We start from the raw sequence: 16,237 nt of genomic DNA on the forward strand, positions 1-16,237 counted from the left end.
GCGGTGTAGCGCTTCAGCTGCGGCGCGCCGACCACCAGCGGCACGCCGTCTTGCCGGAAAACCGAGCGGCCGATCTCGATCGCCCGGCCGATGCTGCCGATTGCGGGGCTGGAATCGAAGGTCGAGCAGACCTTGTAGTGGCAGATCTCGGCGTTGACGGTCTTCAGCCAGGCGAAGGCATCTCGCAGATGCGTGTCCATCCACTGCGGTGTCTCACTGCGGCTGGTGCCGGCCAGCCCGAGGGCGCGGCAATGCGCAAATTGCGAAAGCAGCGCCTCGTCCGGCTGGCGCATGAACAGGACGGTCGGCACACCGCCGAGCTCGAGCGCCTCCATGACGTCGGTCGAGCCGGTCAGGTCGTCGCCATAGTAACTCAGAAGCAGGTTTTGCATGGCGTCAGGCCGCCTCGCCGCCGCCGAACTTCTCGATCGACCGCGCCAACTCGACATGGCTCAAGGCATAATCCGCCAACGGAATGTTTTGGACCGCCGCCTGCCAGGCTTGCTGCACGGCGCGGACGCCGGCGCCCGGCCCGTCCGGGTGGCTGACGATGCCACCGCCGCAGAGATAGAGAAGATCGACCGTCCGGCCGGTTCGCTGGAAGGTTTCAGGCGCCTGCCCGCCCCACTGGCCGGAGCCGGCGACCGGCAATGCGCAATCGGCCGGCGAAAAGATCGGCGTGGTCACAGCCTTGAAGGATTCGACAAAGGACCAGTCCGGTTCCCAGTATTTCGAGGCGATGCCATTGATCTGGAACTGGTCGACGCCGAGCAGCCGCCAGAACTGCTGCCAGACTTTGAAATCCATGCCGAGGCCGGGATGACGGGTGAGAATGTCCCAGCCATTGCGGTGGGCATGGAGCACCAGGCTGGAGCGTTTTCGGAGGTAAGCCATACCGCCGAAACCGATCGAATTGATGTTGACCACCGCGCAATTGCCGCCGGCCTTTGCCACCAGGTCGTGGTTTCGCATCATCTCGTCGGGATCGGCATGTGAGATGCCGAAGGCATACATGACCTTCTTGCCGGTCTTCTGCTCGTGGTCGAGGATCAGCGGCATGATTGCCCTCACCCGCTCCGACAGCGGTGAATAGGCCGGGCTCATCAGCTTCTCGTCGTCCTTGATGAAATCGACGCCGGCGGCAATCAGCTCTTGCACCATCGCGGCCGTCTCGTGCGGGCGGAGCCCCAGCGCCGGCTTGACGATGGTCCCGATGATCGGACGATCCGCGACACCGGTCAGCCTGCGGCTGCCCGTGACGCCGAATTGCGGGCCCGGATGCGCGCCCCGGTACTCCTCGGGTAGCTTCATGTCGACCACACGAATGCCGGACAGGCCCTTGATCGAAAACGTGCCGCCGATGGCGATGGTCATCAGCGCCGACAGATCGGTGCCGATGGCGTCCAGCGGAAAGGCGATATCGACGTCGGCGCGCTTGACCGGGCCGTTGCTGGCTTCGGGGCAGGTTTCGGGAAGAGACGGCCGATCCGCATCCGGCAGATGCCGTATCGCCAGGACCCGCGCCGCGACCCTGGCCTTGAGCTCTTCGGTCTCGCCGGCCAGCGCGACGAAGGTTCCGGTCGACTGGTCGCTTGCGATCTTGGCCGCCAGCGCCTCGATATTGCCGGGCGTTTCGATGCGATAGGTGAGAACAATCATATTCGCGCGGCCTGCCGGGATGGTTCGAAAAAGGTTCCTTGGCCCTCGAAATCTGGTATAATGAGTACATAAGCATTGCAAGCCCTATCCGGCTTGGCAGGTAAGGGCGAGCCGGCAACAGGCGTTCCGGGATTCACGTCGGAAATGCTAGGTATAGGCCGGTCAAAGGAGTGATTCGCGACGATGAACCGTTCGGAGCCGATCGTCCGGCGCAAGCTTTCCGACGAAGTATTCTTGAGACTGAAGCGCCTGATCACCAGCGGCGAATTGCTGCCGGGTGACGACATGCCGTCGGAGCGCGAATTGATGGAGCGCTTCGAGGTCGGCAGGCCGGCGATCCGCGAGGCGATGCAGGCGTTGAGCAATATGGGGCTGGTCGCGATCTCGCATGGCGAGCGGGCCAAGGTGCTGCAGCTGACCGCCAAGTCGATCATCAAGCAGGTCGACGGCGCAGCCAAGATCATCCTGTCGTCATCGAAGGACACGCTCGAGCACCTCAAGAACGCGCGCATCTTCTTCGAGCGCGGCATGGTCAGGGAAGCCGCGGAGAAGGCCACAGCCGAGGACGTGCAGCGGCTGCGGGCAACGGTCGCCGAGCAGCGCAGCCATCGTGGCGACTCGGAAGCCTTCATATCCGCCGACATGAAATTCCACACCCAGATCGCGGCAATATCCGGCAACCCGATCTATGTCGCCGTCAGCGAGGCAATGCTTGGCTGGCTAAAGGAATACCACACCGAAATGCTGATCTGGACCGGCAAGGAAAAGTTCACGCTGACCGAGCACGAAGAGATCATCGGACGCATCGAAGCCAAGGATGCTGATGGCGCCGAGAAGGCGATGATCAAGCACCTCGAACGCTCGCGTGCGCTTTACGTGATGAACTCCGGCAGCTGAACTGGAGTAGAGGCCGGACCGGCGTACCGCCAGGACCTGTCATCAGCTTTCTGACTGACCACAGCCTGAGCCTGGACCAGCCCAGCTTTGTGTTGCCGTCTGAATTCGTTGTATTTGCCGCACCCGCGGGCCGCTTCGTCGGCAGCCCGCATGCGGCCATCCTGGAGGCGCTTGTTCTGGAATTGGCAATTCTTGCAAAGACTATGCTAGACTTGCCACTCGGCGAGAACGACTCCGGGAGAACCGCAATGGCTGACAGGAGCCTCCACGTCGTGATCTGGCTGCCGTCGAATTTCTATTCGGCCGTCGTCTCGACGCTCGTGGAAATGTTTCAGCTTGTGAATGACGTCTGCCGTTCACAGGTTCTTTCATGTGAGTTCGTTTCAAGGGGCGCGCCGTCGGCATCAAGCACCGGAATTTCCTTTCCGACAAAGGCTCAACCGTCCCGGAAAATGGATGTCCTGATTCTCATTGCGATGCCGGGTGTCGAGATTCCGGAGCTTCTGCGCTCGCTCGACGACGAGAGTGAACATTCAAAACCGCTGATCGCGCTCCACAACAGCAGGACGCAATCATCGCAGCACATTGCGGTGCCTGTTATCTGCTCGCCAATTCAGGATTATTGGACGGCAAACGCGCAACGATATCCTGGTGGCTGAAAGCCGAGGCAAGCCGCCGGTTTCCGCAAGTGCGATGGGACGCTTCCCGCTTGCTCATTCGCCAGGACCGCCTTTACACATGCGGAGGCGGGTTTTCCGGGCTCGAACTCGCCAGGGCTTTGCTGATCGATCTGGGCTTCTCGAAGGAGGAGCGAATCATTCGAAAACTTCTGGTTCTTCCTCCGCCGCGCATATTCCAGAGTCCCTACGAATTTTCTCTCGATGGAATTTCGAACGAGGCCAGCCCATTCGAGAACAAGTTGCGCGAGCTCTCGAAAGACAAGATGTCGGAAATCGATCTGAAATTTCTCGCAACCGAATTGGGCATGTCTTCGCGAACCCTGTCTCGCAGATTTTTCGACGAACTCCAGACAACGCCGGGAAAATGGATCCAGGAGCGGCGGCTGGAGTTGGCAAAATCCATGCTTGAGGAAACGAAACTGAGCGTTTCAGAAATTTGCTATCGGGTGGGATATCAAGACGTCGCCTCGTTCAGCCGTCTTTTTTCCAGGACAACTGGAATGGCGCCAGGCGAGTTTCGAAAGCAAATCCGGTGACAAGTCGGCAACGGAAGTGCTGCGGTTGCGGGCAACCGCCGCGGAAGGCGGCTACCCATGAGCCTCGGCAAATGACTTCAGCCGACCCGCACGGTTGCGTATGGCGTCATCACAAGACGGTCCCGGCCCGACGCGTCTCGCCGAATCTGGCGTGACATTCGTTCATCCCAAATCTTGAGAGGGCCCTGATCGGAGCCGAGCCCGGAAACGTCGACCGGAACGTCGTCCGGGGTAAGGTTCGCCAGCCAGACGCTGATCTTGCCTGTCTGGGAGCGGCCGGCCAGTGCCAGCACCCGCGTCTCATCAGTCGTTGTCGCCGCCACATGCGCATGGCCGGCCAACTCGCAAAGTCCTTTCACCGCGTGGAAAATCGGCCGGGGTGCACCTTCTTCGACCGGTTCGCCCGACGAGGCCAGTACGCCGAATGGTCCGGTGAAGCTGCAGAGCGTGAGCATTTCGAGTCCGGCCGGCGCAACGCGCGCGGCATAGCCGATCGTCCATGCGGCCCCGAATAGCCCGGCATGGCGAGGGTCGCGGTCGGCCATGGCAATGCGCTGATTGTCGGGATTGGCCTTGGTCGCGCCGCCATAAGGGTTCTGGCGCATGGCAATGGTCGACGGCCCGATCCGGTAAGGTTTTGTTCCAAAGACCGCCCGTACAGACGCCGTGATGAAAGGCAGTGCCTCCAGCGATTGCATGACGCTGAGATCGTCGGCGGCGTGCACGATCGGGCAGGTGCAATGCGTGACGAAATCGAGCGGGTCGGCCGGCACACGCTTGCGATTGAGTTCGGTGAAATAGCTGAACATGCCGCCGCCGAGGCGGGTGTCGGGAAAGGCGCGCCGCGCCGCGGCATAGACATCTTCGAGCGGCGGGCATTGCGGCCACGCGCTGCCCGGTGGCGTCGACTGCCGGTCGACCGAGGGCGAGACGGCAATGGCCGAAAGCTTGAGCCCGGCCTGGCGCACCCTGTCGGCGACGCCTGAAAGCTCGGCGTCCAGATCGCCGTCGCCGGCAATGACACATTCGAGCGTTGTCCGGACCGGATAGGCGGCGGCGAGCCTGGCAAAGGACCGCAAGGCGGCGAGCCCGTGGCCGCGCGTCGGGTCATAGTGGAACATCAATTGCTGCGGGCCAAGCTCGGACAGCACCGACAGCTTGCCCAGCGCGGCCTCGACCTCATCAGGGTAGATGATAACGCCGATATCCGGCAGCACCGGTCCGGCTTGGCCGAGCCTGACACGAATCGGTTCGGCGCTTGCAGCGGCGGCCGGCACTTTCCCGCGACCCGCTACCCGCAAGCTGATGGTTTGGCGGAAGGTCTCGCCGGCCGGCAGCACGTATGGCCATGGCAGCGCGAGCGGCCGGACATAGGTCTTGTAGGAGGCATCCGACCAGTTGCGCTGGTCCTCCATCTCGAAGGTATAGCCTTCCATCCGGCATTCGGCGGTGACGCCCGGCCGGACCTGGTGGGTGATCGCCCGCAGATCCTTGAACGGCTGCCAGGGATCGATCAGCTCTGGAAGCCTGGTCGCGACCACGCTGCCATCGGTATGCTCGACCGTGACCGGGCTGCCGGCCAGGCCGGCGATCGGATGCAGGATGCAGAAACCACAGCGATTGGTTTCGAAATCGCTGTCGGGAAGAGCGCTCACGTCGAAGACCAATTGGCCATCGGCGGAGCCCTTGATGGTCGCGCGGAAGTCGAGCCGGCTGCCGTCCGGTGCCTGGCAATTTGCCGAATAGCTGACGGAAAAAGCCTCGGCATCCTGCTCGATGACAAGGTTGGTGAGCCCCGGCTCGTAGGTGCCCCAGTCGCGATCCCTGACGATGTAGGCGATGGCGCGCAGAACTTCGGTGCCGTCATGCCGGATGGTGCGCAGATTGCCGTTGACGAAGTCCGCCGTCAGCGCGCCGGCGCGCAGCCTGACCGGTTCGGCTTCAACTGCACGTGTGCCGTAGAGGAGGAAGACGTCGGCTGTCATTTCAGCAAGGCGTCGAGTTGCACCGGTTCGCGGCTTGCGGCGCCGGCATAGGCCGCCTCGACCAGCGCCAATGTCTTGAGGTTGTCGGCGCCCGAGGTCGCGGGCTCGGTTCCGTTGGTCAAGCAATCGACCCAATGCTTTTGAATGGCGACGACGCTTTCCTGGATGTTGTGCCACGGCCGCGATGCCCAGGGCAGCAGCGGTGGCGAGACGTCGCTGACGACCGTCCCGCTCCTGCCGGTGACGGTGAGGCGGTAGCCCTGCGCCAGCCGGATCGTGCCGTCGCTGCCGTCGATCTCGATCAGCGTCTCGGGGAACGGTTCTGTCGCGAGCTTGGTCGCATAGCTGCAGTCGATCACCGAAGTGGCGCCGCTCGTGTGATCCATAAGCATCGTCGCAACGTCCTCGCCGGCAATGCCAGGATTGATGCGCGCCGTTCGCGCAGTGACGGTCGAGACGTCGCCCAGCAGAAAGCGGGCGATGTCGAGGATGTGGATGCCCAGATCCTCGATGATGAAGCGCTTGCCGGTCGCCAGATAAGGCTGGCCGGAAAACACGTCATAGGCAGAGCGGAACGAGATCCGTCCGAAGAAGGGGGTACCAATTTCGCCGCTGTCGAGCACGGTCCGCACCGCCTGGATCGGCGACTGCCAGCGAAAATTCTCATGCACCATCAACGGCACGCCGGCATCAGTGCAAGCCTTCACCATTGCCTGGGCATCGGCAAGCGATGGCGCGAACGGTTTTTGGCAGATTGCCGGAACGCCGTGCTGGGCCGCCATCTCGACGAGCGTTCTGTGGCTTGGTGCGGTGGTCGCGATGTCGACGAAATCCAGCCTTTCGCCGGCAAACAAAGCAGCAGCATCGGTATTGCGCCGCGCAATCCCGAACTGGTCGCCGACGACCCGCAGCCGGTCCGGATCGCGGTCGCAGATAGCGACGATCGAGGCGCCCTCCACGTCGCGCCAGGCATGCATCTGGTTGACCGCAAAGAAGCCGCAGCCGATCAGCGCTCCACGCAGCTCCGCCATGTCAGCCGGCCTTTGCCATCTGCATCAGCGTGACACGGCTCTGCAGCCGGCGCTGTGCCTGGTCGACGACGACGGCGACGATGATGACGAGGCCCTTGATCACCATTTGCCAGAACGAGCTCACCCCCATCATCACCAGCCCGTCCGAAAGGATGCCGATGACGAAGGCGCCGACAATGGTGCCGCCGATGGTACCGCGTCCGCCCGACATAGAGGTGCCGCCGAGCACTGCCGCAGCAATGGCGTTGAGTTCGAAGCTCTCTCCGGTCGCCGGATGCGAGGCCATCAGTTCGGACGAGATGATCAGCCCGACGATCGCCGCGCAGAAGCCGGAGAACATGTAGACGAACATCTTCACCATGTTGACGCGGACGCCCGAAATCCGCGCCGCCCGCTCATTGCCGCCAACGGCGAAGATGTGGCGGCCGAGCGGGGTGTATTTGGCGAGATAAGCCGCCCCTAGCGCAACAACGAGCAAAATCCACAGCGCGACCGGCAGGCCGAGCAGCCGGCCGGCGCCAAGAAAGCCGAACCCGGTGGTGCCGAGCTCCGGCTTGCCGACGAGATTGGGGAAGGTGCGCCCGTCCGACGACAGCAGCGCCAGGCCGCGCGCGACATAGAGCACGCCGAGCGTGGCGATGAACGGCGCAACGTTAAGCCTGGTGATCAGCAAGCCGTTGACGGCGCCGATCAATATGCCGACGGCAAGCGTTATCAGCGCGATCTCGAAGACATTGAAATAGATGGTATAGCCGACCTGCAGGTCGATGCCGTTGAGCACGAGGTAGCCGGCCACCATGCCGCACAGGCCGACGATCGAGCCGACCGACAGGTCGATGCCGCCGGTGATGATGACGAAGGTCATGCCCATTGCGAGGAATGCGTTCAGCGCCACGTGCTTCGACATCAGGATAAGATTGGCGGCCGAGAGGAAATTGGGGGCAGCTATCGAGAAGAATAACAGCACGGCGATCAGCGCGATGAAGGTCCTCGCCTTCATCAGCGTCAGCAGGACCGAGCCGCTCGACATGGAGTTGACCGCCGCCTTGGCTGGGATGTCAGTCATGCGCCTTGCTCTCCGTGCGGGACCGGTCCGTGGCCGAAGGCCGAGGCAGCAACGAGTGCGGCCTCCGTCGCCTCTGCGCGATCGAACATACCGGTCAATTTTCCATTGCTCATCACCGCTATGCGGTCGGACAACGCCATCACCTCATCGAGATCCGAGGTGGCAAACAGGATCCCCAGGCCGTCGCGCGACAGCTTGCGCATGGTGCGGAACACGTCGGCCTTGGCACCGACGTCGATGCCGCGGCTGGGCTCGTCCATCAGCAGCACCTTCGGTCCAGTAAGCAGCGCTTTGCCGATCACCACCTTCTGCTGGTTGCCGCCCGACAGCGACGAGACTTCCTGCGCCGGATCGGCGACCTTGATGGCCAGTTCGCGCACCGTCTGGGTCACCGCCTGTCGTTCGGCGGCACCACGAATGTGGAACAGGCGCACGAACCGCGACAGGCTGGCCAGCGTCAGATTGCTGGCGACGGAGAGGATCGACACCAGCCCTTCGCGCTGGCGGTCTTCGGGGATCAGCGCCAGGCCGCGCCGGATGCGCCGCGTCGTGTCGCGCTCGTGCACTTTTTTGCCGGCAATGAATATCGTGCCGGTCGAATGGCCGTGGCGGCCCATGATGCAATCGAACAGCTCGCTGCGTCCGGCTCCCATCAAACCGTAGATGCCGAGGATCTCGCCGGCGCGCAGCGACAGCGAGACGTGATCGACCGCGAGCCCGCCGGTTACACGCGGCAGGCAGATGTCCTCGGCGCGGAATATCTCTTCGCCCGGAACATGGCCGTCGGCCTTGGCGAAGTCCTTGGCGTCCGAGCCGATCATCTGCCGCACGATCCACTGGGTGTCGACGTCTTTCATCTCCGCCTGGCCGGTGATGCGTCCATCGCGCAGCACGGTGATGGTGTCGCCGATGCGGATCAGTTCCTCGAGCCGGTGCGAGATGTAGACGATCGCGACGCCGCGCGCCTTGAGATCGGCAATCACCTTGAACAATATCTCGACTTCTGCCGCGCTCAGCGCCGAGGTCGGTTCATCCATGATCAGGATGCGTGCATCGAGCGAAACCGCCTTGGCGATCTCGACCAGCTGCTGCTGGCCGATGCGCAGATCCTCGACCAGCATGTCCGGCCGGATGCCGGCCTCCAGGCGCTCAAGGAATTCCGCTGCGCGGCGCTCCTGCTCTTTGCGGTCGATCTTGCGGAAACGATTGGTGATCTCGCGGGTGGCGAAAATATTTTCGGCGACAGTCAGATTGCCGAACAGGTTCAGCTCCTGGAACACCATGCCGATGCCGCGATTCACCGCATCCCCGGATGACGAGAAGGAAACCTCCTCGCCGTCCAGCAGGATGCGCCCGAGTGTCGGCTGCTCGACACCGGCGATGATCTTCATCAGCGTCGATTTGCCGGCTCCGTTTTCGCCGACCAGCACGTTGACCGCGCCCTTGCGCACCTCGAAATTCGCCCGCTTGACTGCGACGGTGCCGGAATAGACTTTCGAGACATCCTCCAGCTTCAGGATGACATCTTGATCGCCGCTCATGGCTTCGGCCCGATCTCTGCCTCCGCCGGCGTCACCAGCGGCAGGTCCTGGCCGCTGCCCGGCGTATAGGCGCCAAGTACCTCGACGCTGCGGCCCTCGAGTGCCTCGCGCGGCAGCTTGGAAAGCACGGTCTTGTCGGCATAGGCGTTGAAAGCCTTGCCGAACTGGGCGAAGTCAATCTGATTGGTGAAATCGTTGAACTGGATGAAATCGAGGCTGTCGCGCAGCGCGGTTCCGCGCATGGCGGGTCCGATCTGCACCCGCGCATCCGCCTTGCCGTCGCCGTCGGCATCGATGTCCATCGTCGCCGCGCGTGACTGTGTGTTGGCTGCAACGACCTTGCCCTTGAGCCGAACCGCGAAGGTCCATGGCGAATTCGCCTGCTTCTTCGGATTGCCGTATTTGGCGCCGGCAGCGGCGGGGTCGGCCTTGGCCAAGGCATGCACCTCGGCAAACGGCCCGGCCTTCTGCTGCAGATAGGGTATCACTTTCGCCGCCCAGATGTCCTCGACCATCTTGTCGGGATTGAACGCAGAGCCAGTGCCGCCGTTTTCCGCCGACGGCGTCGGCAAGATCTTGCAGGCGGTCAGGCTGCCTATTGCTGCGAGGAACAACGCGACAAAGATCGGCCGGGTCAGCGTGTTGAACATGTCGGCTCGTTCGGCATGGCGGTCAGGAGCACCCAGAGAAATGGAAGCAAGGACGAAATGGAAGCAAGGGACGAACCGGAGGCTCGTCCCTTGCTGCTTGATGTTACGCCGGCTCAGTTGGTGAGCGCGAATGTCTCCAGCTTGGCGGCATTGTCGCCATTGACCAGGACGCAGTCCATCAATTGCTTTTCCTCGGCCGGAGACTTCTTGTTCTTGATGAAGTCGTTGGCCTGCTCGACCGCCATCTGCGCCTGCGCGAAGGCCGGCTGCAGGACTGTCGCCTTGATGCCGCCGGAGGTGATCGAGTCGCGCACGTCGTTCGACCCGTCGAAGCCGACGACGATGACGTCCTTGCGGCCGGCAGCGGCAAGTGCCGCATAGGCGCCCATCGCCATCGTGTCGTTGCCGGAGATCACGCCCTTGATATCGGGATTGGCCTGGAGGATCGATTCCATCTTTGAATAGGCCTCGGTCTGGCTCCAGTTGGCCGACTGCTGCGCCACCATCTTCAGGTCCGGATAGTCGTCGATGACGTCGTGGTAACCCTTGGAGCGGATGCCGGCATTGGTGTCGGATTCCTTGCCGACGAGCTCGACGAAATTACCTTTCTCGCCCATCAGCTTGACGAATTCCTGCGCGCCGAGCTGGGCGCCCTGATAATTGTTGGAGACGATCTGCGCGACGGCAACGCCGGTGGCATTGATCTCGCGATCGATCAGGAAGGAAGGAACGCCTGCGTCCTTGGCCTTCTGCACCGCGGCGACGGTGGCGTCGGCGCCGGCATTGTCGAGGATGATCGCCTTGGCGCCGCGGCCGATCGCCGTGTCGATCAATTCCGACTGCTTGTTGGCGTCGTCGTCATGGACGAGCACCAACGCCTCGTACCCGAGTTCCTTGGCCTTGGCCTCCGCGCCGACAGCTTCCGCCTTGAAGAACGGATTGTCATGCGAGGGCGTGATGATGGCGATCAAATCCGCCGCATAGGCGGGTGCGGCGGTGCCAAGCGCCAGCATGCCGGCAAAAGCCGCAAGCGTCATTCTGCGTGTCAGTTTCATGTATTCCTCCCTTTGAAAATCCGTGCCTTGTCCAAGGCTGTATGCATTCGATTTCGTTAGCCGACCGTAGGCGGCGGGTCGCGTCAGATTCACAAGCCTTTGCCGGCTTCACCTCGACGGATCGCTCCCCTATCCTCCACTCATCCAGCCCCTGAGCCTGCTATGAAGCCTGACGGTCCGATCCATTGAACAGCTAAGCCAACTGGTATAATGAGTCAATGACAATTTCAGGTGATATGTTCCGGAAGATGCATCGCTGCCCTCAAGTGATGCGCTGAATGCTCGCGGCAATCTCCTCCGGCTCGAACACCCGCTTCCAGTCGTCGCGCATCAGCACCGGCTTGCCGAACTCTATCGCCTTGTTGCAGGCGTCGGAGAACACGCCTTTGGTTTCGCCGAAGATGACGGCGCCAAGCACGTTCATATGGCCAAGCAGGAAGTCGAGCGCCGCCTGCTTGTCGACCCCGCGCGCCACCACCTCGTCGACGGCCTCTTTCATGACGACGAGCAGCGAGGCGCATACCGTTTCCGAAAGGCCGGGCTCGAGCAGCGCCATCTGATCGACCGTGACGCGATGCGAGCGCATAACCGGCGCCCAGATGATCTTTGCGATCGCCTCACCCTTGGCGAAATCTTCCTCCGGCCCCTGCATCAAGGCGCTGACCATGTGCTGCTTGGCCTTGACGCCGCCGAAATAGTCCTTCTTGGCCGCCATGTCGGTCTCGTCGTTGAAGATCGGCGGATGGCACGGGTGGGTGACGAAATAGGTCAGGTCCGGCCGCTTAGGCAAATGCCCGGCGAAAGGTGCCGCGGCGTCGAGCACGACGACCATCGTGCCTGATGCAAGCTTGCTCTCGATACTCGCCGCGACCTTGCCGATATGCGTGTCCGGCACCGCCAGGATCACCACATCGGCGCCATCAAGCGCCTCATCGGCGCTGACGGCATCGATGCCGAGGCCCGACTTAAGCCGCTCGCGGCCGGCGTCGCTGACCTCGACATAGCGTATCGTATAGGGAGACCCGCGAAAATTGGTCGACAGACGGTAACCCATTTTGCCGCCCGCACCAAACAGCGCAATCGTTGTCATGTGTCCGTTACTCCTGAATTCCAACGACGGCCCTGCCGATCGTCATCCCATTGACTTGCATGCACATTGCCGCCGGTTGGCGGATTAGAAAGGGCGGGAGCCACCGCTCAAATGACGATGCCCTGGACGATGTCTCGGGCGCGCCCCGGATGTCCAGCGCAGCTGCGCGGAGCATGCTACCTCAGGTACACATTATACCAGCATACCAAATTCGCAAGCGTCCGTGGTAGCGCTCTGACCACTTGTTTGGCCGTCGTTTACCTCCTGTTCAACGGCAAAGAGCGATCATCGCGCTGAACCGCCGATCGGCGGGATGATTCGCAGCCAACAAAGGCCCATGCTCGAAACTTCACTCTACAGCCCGGTCAAGGCCTTCCTGGAAGGCCTGGGATTTATGGTCAAGGGCGAGATCGGCGGCTGCGATCTGCTGGCGCTGAGTGCCGACTCTCCACCGATCGTCGTCATCTGCGAGCTGAAGCTGAAGTTCAATCTCGAGCTGGTCCTCCAGGGCGTCGACCGTATTGCGGCCAGCGACGAGGTCTGGCTCGCGGCATGCATCTCGGCCCGTGGCAAAGGCCGTGAGAGCGATGTGAGATACCGCAATCTCTGCCGTCGCCTCGGCTTTGGCCTGCTTGGCGTGCGGACGAACGGCGAGGTTCAGGTGCTGCTCAGCCCGACGGCATTGGCTCCGCGTCGGGATCCCAGGCGCCGCTCGAAGCTAATCGACGAACATCGGCGTCGACAGGGCGATCCTGTCGCCGGCGGCGGCTCGCGTGCGCCGATCATGACCGCTTATCGCCAGCAGGCACTGGCATGCGCCGCAGCCCTCGCCGACGGCCCAAAGCGGCCGCGTGACTTGAAGCCCAACCTGCCGAACGCGCCTAAGATCCTGCTGCACAACGTGTATCGCTGGTTCGCGCGCACCGATCGCGGGATCTACGAACTGACCGCTCAGGGCCGTGAAGCATTGCAGCGCTGGCCGCAGCCCGATCGCAGCCACACCGCTGCCTGAGACAGGGCAACGCCGGATTTCGCGCCCTGCTTTCCGCGACAATCACGGCTTTCGGCAAGACAGCAACCTCCGTAACGGAACCATATTTCGACACGATGGTTTTGTCGTGACCGAATTGATCGTCCGCTGAGCAAAACGGAAGGAACGGCCATGCGCCTATCGACGACAATTGTCACACTTTCGGCACTGGCCCTTGCCTCGCCGGTCTATGCGCAATCCGTGGGACCAGAGCTTGCCCCTGTCCCGCCAACGGCGCCGCAAACCCTGCCAGAGCAAGCCACGCCAGAAGGGGCAACTCCCGACCAGGCTACACCTGACCAAGCCTTCTCCGCCCAGAATTTCACCGCAGTGACAATCGTGGCGATGGAGGATCTGCCTCCTGAAATCAAGGCACAGGCGGAGGCCGTCGTCACCCAGACCAGCGCCGAGGATTTGCGCATCCTGCAAAGTTCGATCGACGCATCGCCGCAGGCGGCATCGGCACTGGCGGCGAACGGACTTAATTCCACTCAGGTCGTGGCGGCCAATATCGACGGCGACGGCACGCTGACGCTGATCATCCAGACGACGACGTGAGCGGCTGAAAGCGGACAAGCCGGTTCCGGCACGGAACCGAAGTCCGCCTGATCGCGGAGGACTGTCATGGCCGAGGCTGCAGTTCGCAACTTCACCATCAATTTCGGGCCACAACATCCCTCCGCTCACGGCGTCCTGCGGCTGGTGCTCGAACTCGACGGCGAGATCGTAGAACGCGCCGATCCCCACATCGGCCTGCTGCATCGCGGCACCGAAAAGCTCATCGAGTACAAGAACTACTTGCAGGCCTTGCCCTATTTCGACCGGCTCGACTACGTCGCGCCGATGAACCAGGAGCACGCATTCTGTCTCGCCGCCGAGAAGCTCCTTGAAATATCGGTTCCGAAACGCGGACAGCTCATCCGCGTGCTTTTCTGCGAAATCGGCCGGCTGTTATCGCACCTCCTCAACGTCACCACGCAAGCCATGGACATCGGCGCGCTGACGCCACCGCTCTGGGGTTTCGCCGAACGCGAGAAGCTGATGGTCTTTTATGAGCGCGCGTCCGGTGCCCGCATGCACGCGAATTATTTCAGGGTCGGCGGCCTGCATCAGGATCTGCCGCCGGAACTCCTCGACGACATCTGGAAGTTCTGCGATCCGTTCCTCAAGGTCTGCGACAATCTCGAAGAGCTGTTGACCGAGAATCGCATTTTCAAGCAGCGCAATGTCGATGTCGGCGTGATCGGCCTCGATGATGCCTGGGCCTGGGGCTTTTCCGGCGTGATGGTGCGCGGATCGGGCGCCTCCTGGGATCTGCGCAAGGCGCAGCCATACGAATGCTATTCGGAGATGGACTTCGATATCCCGGTCGGCAAGCATGGCGACTGCTACGACCGCTATCTCGTACGCATGGAGGAAATGCGCCAGTCGGTCCGGATCATGCGGCAATGTCTGGAAAAGTTGCGCTCGTCCGAAGGTCAGGGCCCGGTCGCGATCCCGAACCGCAAGATCACGCCGCCGCCGCGTGCCATGATGAAGCGCTCGATGGAAGCGACGATCCACCACTTCAAACTTTATACCGAAGGCATTCGCGTGCCGAGCGGTGAAGTCTATGCCGCCGTCGAGGCGCCGAAGGGTGAGTTCGGCGTCTACCTCGTGTCGGACGGAGGCAACGTTCCCTACCGATGCAAGATCCGCGCACCTTCCTTCGCCCACCTGCAAGCGATGGATTTCCTATCCCGAGGCCATATGATCGCCGATGTTGCCGCGATCATCGGCTCGCTCGACATCGTGTTCGGAGAAATCGATCGCTAGCCACGTCAAAGGATCGCGGGTCCATCCTTAGCCAGATCGCACCTGCCTGGACTGCGCTCGAACGCCAGTCGGACGAAGGCTCTCACTTGCGGCGGGCCAACTCAAATTCTCACATCAAAAACGGACGCATGGCCGCGACAAGGCGCAGCCAAGCGTCGAGGAGTTTCACAATCTGCGCGGCCTGACGGGCCACGAGCCCTTCCAAGTTCGGAAGCGCTCTCCACGGCGCGGAAAGAACGCGTGTTCCGCCGTTCCTCGTACCGCGTCAATGCACGAGCAAGCCCTTCATCCAGGCAACAAATCTGTTGCCGCGAACTATCCCGCGCACCCTGGCAGCGGCCCATCTCGCTTGCATCGTAGCGCCAACATGGCAATGGCAGACGATTTGGTGCAACTGCCGGTCGCTCAGTTCGAAGAAGCGCTTTGCCTCACCATAGGTATCATCGTTGAGGCCCATGGCACGCAGAACCGGATCCTCGAACGCGACAGTGAGCGGCGTCCCAGCGCCACGCGATCTGTCGCGCGCTTCCCTGTTCATGTATTCGGTGCCTGGAAGCGCCCCAAGGCATCGCGTCGGGTTTTGTTCGAGAAGTTCCGCCCAACGTTCAATCCGTTGGTTTCGAGTCATCGCCGGATACGCCGCGAAGGACTCAACTTCCGCGACGGCCTGCAGTTGGTCGAGTGTTTGATGTTTCATGATCGGCTCCTGTCGACAGGTGAATTCGCCCACGCCTACATGAGCAATTATCGCGCCGTGGAGCGCTGACAAGGCCAGACCGCCGCAACATGAGGCGTACGGACAATCTGGCCGGTGAAGCGGCGCTCGAATCCCAAACGCGCGCGCCGGTGGATTCGATGTCGATCCGTTAACCGAACCTGTCCGGGCAGGAACTTTTGCGGAAGCTTGCCGTTTGGCTTTGCGTGCGCTCTGGCGGCTGCAATATCAGTCTTGAAAGCAATTCCGTTGGACACGAAGCCTCAAAGCCTCGAACAAGACGTCGAGCCTGTAAATGAAACCCGGGAGCAACCGGCCCCGGTTCGAGAATCTCATGGGCGACCGGCAGAGCCCCGGCAGGAAAGGCCCGACGGCAATGCCTCGCAACGAAAGGCCGGTCTGCTCGGCTTTCCCAGGCGCCATCCCTATGCGACCGCAGCGATCGCGCTTGCGCTGTTGCTCGTCGCGGCAGGCGTCGCGATGTGGT

At 62.1% G+C, this 16,237-nt stretch carries 16 protein-coding genes and 1 pseudogene; 7 read left to right on the forward strand and 10 right to left on the reverse strand.

Annotation, left to right across the window (positions count from 1 at the left end):
* Positions 1-392, reverse strand: a 392-nt coding sequence (locus E5W70_RS24005) for a four-carbon acid sugar kinase family protein (RefSeq protein ID WP_292663131.1), incomplete at its 3' end; no start/stop codon positions are given.
* Positions 393-396: 4 nt separating this feature from the next.
* Positions 397-1,659 (reverse strand): 3-oxo-isoapionate-4-phosphate decarboxylase OiaX, encoded by a 1,263-nt coding sequence (gene oiaX / locus E5W70_RS24010; protein WP_292663133.1) that lies wholly within the window; start codon positions 1,657-1,659, stop codon positions 397-399.
* Positions 1,660-1,842: 183 nt separating this feature from the next.
* Here oiaX and E5W70_RS24015 point away from each other — a divergent pair, with 183 nt between their 5' ends.
* From E5W70_RS24015 to E5W70_RS24025, 3 genes are all read left to right on the forward strand, one after another.
* Positions 1,843-2,556 (forward strand): transcriptional regulator NanR, encoded by a 714-nt coding sequence (locus E5W70_RS24015; protein ID WP_292663135.1) that lies wholly within the window; start codon positions 1,843-1,845, stop codon positions 2,554-2,556.
* Positions 2,557-2,645: 89 nt separating this feature from the next.
* Positions 2,646-3,215, forward strand: coding sequence for a hypothetical protein (locus E5W70_RS24020; protein ID WP_292663137.1), 570 nt, complete (start codon positions 2,646-2,648; stop codon positions 3,213-3,215).
* Positions 3,179-3,772, forward strand: coding sequence for a helix-turn-helix domain-containing protein (locus E5W70_RS24025; RefSeq protein ID WP_292663139.1), 594 nt, complete (start codon positions 3,179-3,181; stop codon positions 3,770-3,772). Before E5W70_RS24020 ends, E5W70_RS24025 begins: the two co-directional genes overlap by 37 nt.
* Positions 3,773-3,849: 77 nt before the next feature.
* Here E5W70_RS24025 and E5W70_RS24030 read toward each other — a convergent pair whose 3' ends face one another.
* The 7 genes from E5W70_RS24030 to E5W70_RS24060 all read right to left on the reverse strand — a co-directional run bounded on the left by E5W70_RS24030 (position 3,850) and on the right by E5W70_RS24060 (position 12,190).
* Positions 3,850-5,757 (reverse strand): hypothetical protein, encoded by a 1,908-nt coding sequence (locus E5W70_RS24030; protein WP_292663141.1) that lies wholly within the window; start codon positions 5,755-5,757, stop codon positions 3,850-3,852.
* The gene (locus tag E5W70_RS24035) at positions 5,754-6,788 is read right to left on the reverse strand and encodes a Gfo/Idh/MocA family oxidoreductase (protein ID WP_292663142.1); all 1,035 of its coding nucleotides are present in this window, start codon (positions 6,786-6,788) and stop codon (positions 5,754-5,756) included. Before E5W70_RS24035 ends, E5W70_RS24030 begins: the two co-directional genes overlap by 4 nt.
* A gap of 1 nt (position 6,789) precedes the next feature.
* The gene (locus tag E5W70_RS24040; RefSeq protein WP_292663144.1) at positions 6,790-7,854 is read right to left on the reverse strand and encodes an ABC transporter permease; all 1,065 of its coding nucleotides are present in this window, start codon (positions 7,852-7,854) and stop codon (positions 6,790-6,792) included.
* Positions 7,851-9,395 carry a sugar ABC transporter ATP-binding protein gene (locus tag E5W70_RS24045; protein ID WP_292663146.1) on the reverse strand — a complete coding sequence of 515 codons (1,545 nt, stop codon included), beginning with the start codon at positions 9,393-9,395 and terminating at the stop codon, positions 7,851-7,853. The genes E5W70_RS24040 and E5W70_RS24045 overlap by 4 nt, the downstream gene beginning before the upstream one ends.
* Positions 9,392-10,045 carry a DUF2291 family protein gene (locus tag E5W70_RS24050; RefSeq protein ID WP_292663148.1) on the reverse strand — a complete coding sequence of 218 codons (654 nt, stop codon included), beginning with the start codon at positions 10,043-10,045 and terminating at the stop codon, positions 9,392-9,394. The genes E5W70_RS24045 and E5W70_RS24050 overlap by 4 nt, the downstream gene beginning before the upstream one ends.
* A 113-nt stretch (positions 10,046-10,158) precedes the next feature.
* Positions 10,159-11,100 (reverse strand): D-ribose ABC transporter substrate-binding protein, encoded by a 942-nt coding sequence (locus E5W70_RS24055; protein WP_023675475.1) that lies wholly within the window; start codon positions 11,098-11,100, stop codon positions 10,159-10,161.
* A gap of 262 nt (positions 11,101-11,362) precedes the next feature.
* Positions 11,363-12,190 carry a phosphogluconate dehydrogenase C-terminal domain-containing protein gene (locus E5W70_RS24060; RefSeq protein WP_292663152.1) on the reverse strand — a complete coding sequence of 276 codons (828 nt, stop codon included), beginning with the start codon at positions 12,188-12,190 and terminating at the stop codon, positions 11,363-11,365.
* Between the two features lie 337 nt (positions 12,191-12,527).
* On the opposite strand from E5W70_RS24060, the gene E5W70_RS24065 reads away from it, so the two are divergent.
* The 3 genes from E5W70_RS24065 (at position 12,528) to E5W70_RS24075 (ending at position 15,035) form a co-directional block, all read left to right on the forward strand.
* Complete coding sequence (locus E5W70_RS24065) at positions 12,528-13,202, forward strand: DUF2161 family putative PD-(D/E)XK-type phosphodiesterase (RefSeq protein ID WP_292663154.1); 675 nt, start codon at positions 12,528-12,530, stop codon at positions 13,200-13,202.
* A 150-nt stretch (positions 13,203-13,352) separates the two neighbouring features.
* Entirely contained in the window at positions 13,353-13,778 is a 426-nt protein-coding gene (locus E5W70_RS24070; RefSeq protein WP_292663156.1) for a hypothetical protein, read from the forward strand.
* Positions 13,779-13,844: 66 nt separating this feature from the next.
* Positions 13,845-15,035: an NADH-quinone oxidoreductase subunit D gene (locus E5W70_RS24075; RefSeq protein WP_292663158.1), complete on the forward strand. Its 1,191-nt coding sequence runs from the start codon at positions 13,845-13,847 to the stop codon at positions 15,033-15,035.
* A 265-nt stretch (positions 15,036-15,300) separates the two neighbouring features.
* On the opposite strand, the gene E5W70_RS24080 is transcribed toward E5W70_RS24075, so the two are convergent.
* Positions 15,301-15,732, reverse strand: a complete 432-nt coding sequence (locus E5W70_RS24080) for a hypothetical protein (RefSeq protein WP_292663160.1) — start codon at positions 15,730-15,732, stop codon at positions 15,301-15,303.
* 252 nt (positions 15,733-15,984) lie between these two features.
* Between E5W70_RS24080 and E5W70_RS24085 the strand changes: the two are divergent.
* Positions 15,985-16,237: pseudogene (locus E5W70_RS24085) on the forward strand (HlyD family secretion protein); the annotation flags it as partial.

The sequence above is a fragment of the Mesorhizobium sp. genome (assembly GCF_005063415.1).
Lineage (GTDB): Bacteria > Pseudomonadota > Alphaproteobacteria > Rhizobiales > Rhizobiaceae > Mesorhizobium.

Coding starts and splice junctions, on each gene's coding strand:
- E5W70_RS24065 (WP_292663154.1), top strand. CDS start 12,528: ATGCTCGAAACTTCACTCTACAGCCCGGTCAAGGCCTTCCTGGAAGGC.
- E5W70_RS24015 (WP_292663135.1), top strand. CDS start 1,843: ATGAACCGTTCGGAGCCGATCGTCCGGCGCAAGCTTTCCGACGAAGTA.
- E5W70_RS24060 (WP_292663152.1), bottom strand. CDS start 12,190: ATGACAACGATTGCGCTGTTTGGTGCGGGCGGCAAAATGGGTTACCGT.
- oiaX (WP_292663133.1), bottom strand. CDS start 1,659: ATGATTGTTCTCACCTATCGCATCGAAACGCCCGGCAATATCGAGGCG.
- E5W70_RS24030 (WP_292663141.1), bottom strand. CDS start 5,757: ATGACAGCCGACGTCTTCCTCCTCTACGGCACACGTGCAGTTGAAGCC.
- E5W70_RS24075 (WP_292663158.1), top strand. CDS start 13,845: ATGGCCGAGGCTGCAGTTCGCAACTTCACCATCAATTTCGGGCCACAA.
- E5W70_RS24040 (WP_292663144.1), bottom strand. CDS start 7,854: ATGACTGACATCCCAGCCAAGGCGGCGGTCAACTCCATGTCGAGCGGC.
- E5W70_RS24045 (WP_292663146.1), bottom strand. CDS start 9,395: ATGAGCGGCGATCAAGATGTCATCCTGAAGCTGGAGGATGTCTCGAAA.
- E5W70_RS24050 (WP_292663148.1), bottom strand. CDS start 10,045: ATGTTCAACACGCTGACCCGGCCGATCTTTGTCGCGTTGTTCCTCGCA.
- E5W70_RS24080 (WP_292663160.1), bottom strand. CDS start 15,732: ATGAAACATCAAACACTCGACCAACTGCAGGCCGTCGCGGAAGTTGAG.
- E5W70_RS24055 (WP_023675475.1), bottom strand. CDS start 11,100: ATGAAACTGACACGCAGAATGACGCTTGCGGCTTTTGCCGGCATGCTG.
- E5W70_RS24035 (WP_292663142.1), bottom strand. CDS start 6,788: ATGGCGGAGCTGCGTGGAGCGCTGATCGGCTGCGGCTTCTTTGCGGTC.
- E5W70_RS24070 (WP_292663156.1), top strand. CDS start 13,353: ATGCGCCTATCGACGACAATTGTCACACTTTCGGCACTGGCCCTTGCC.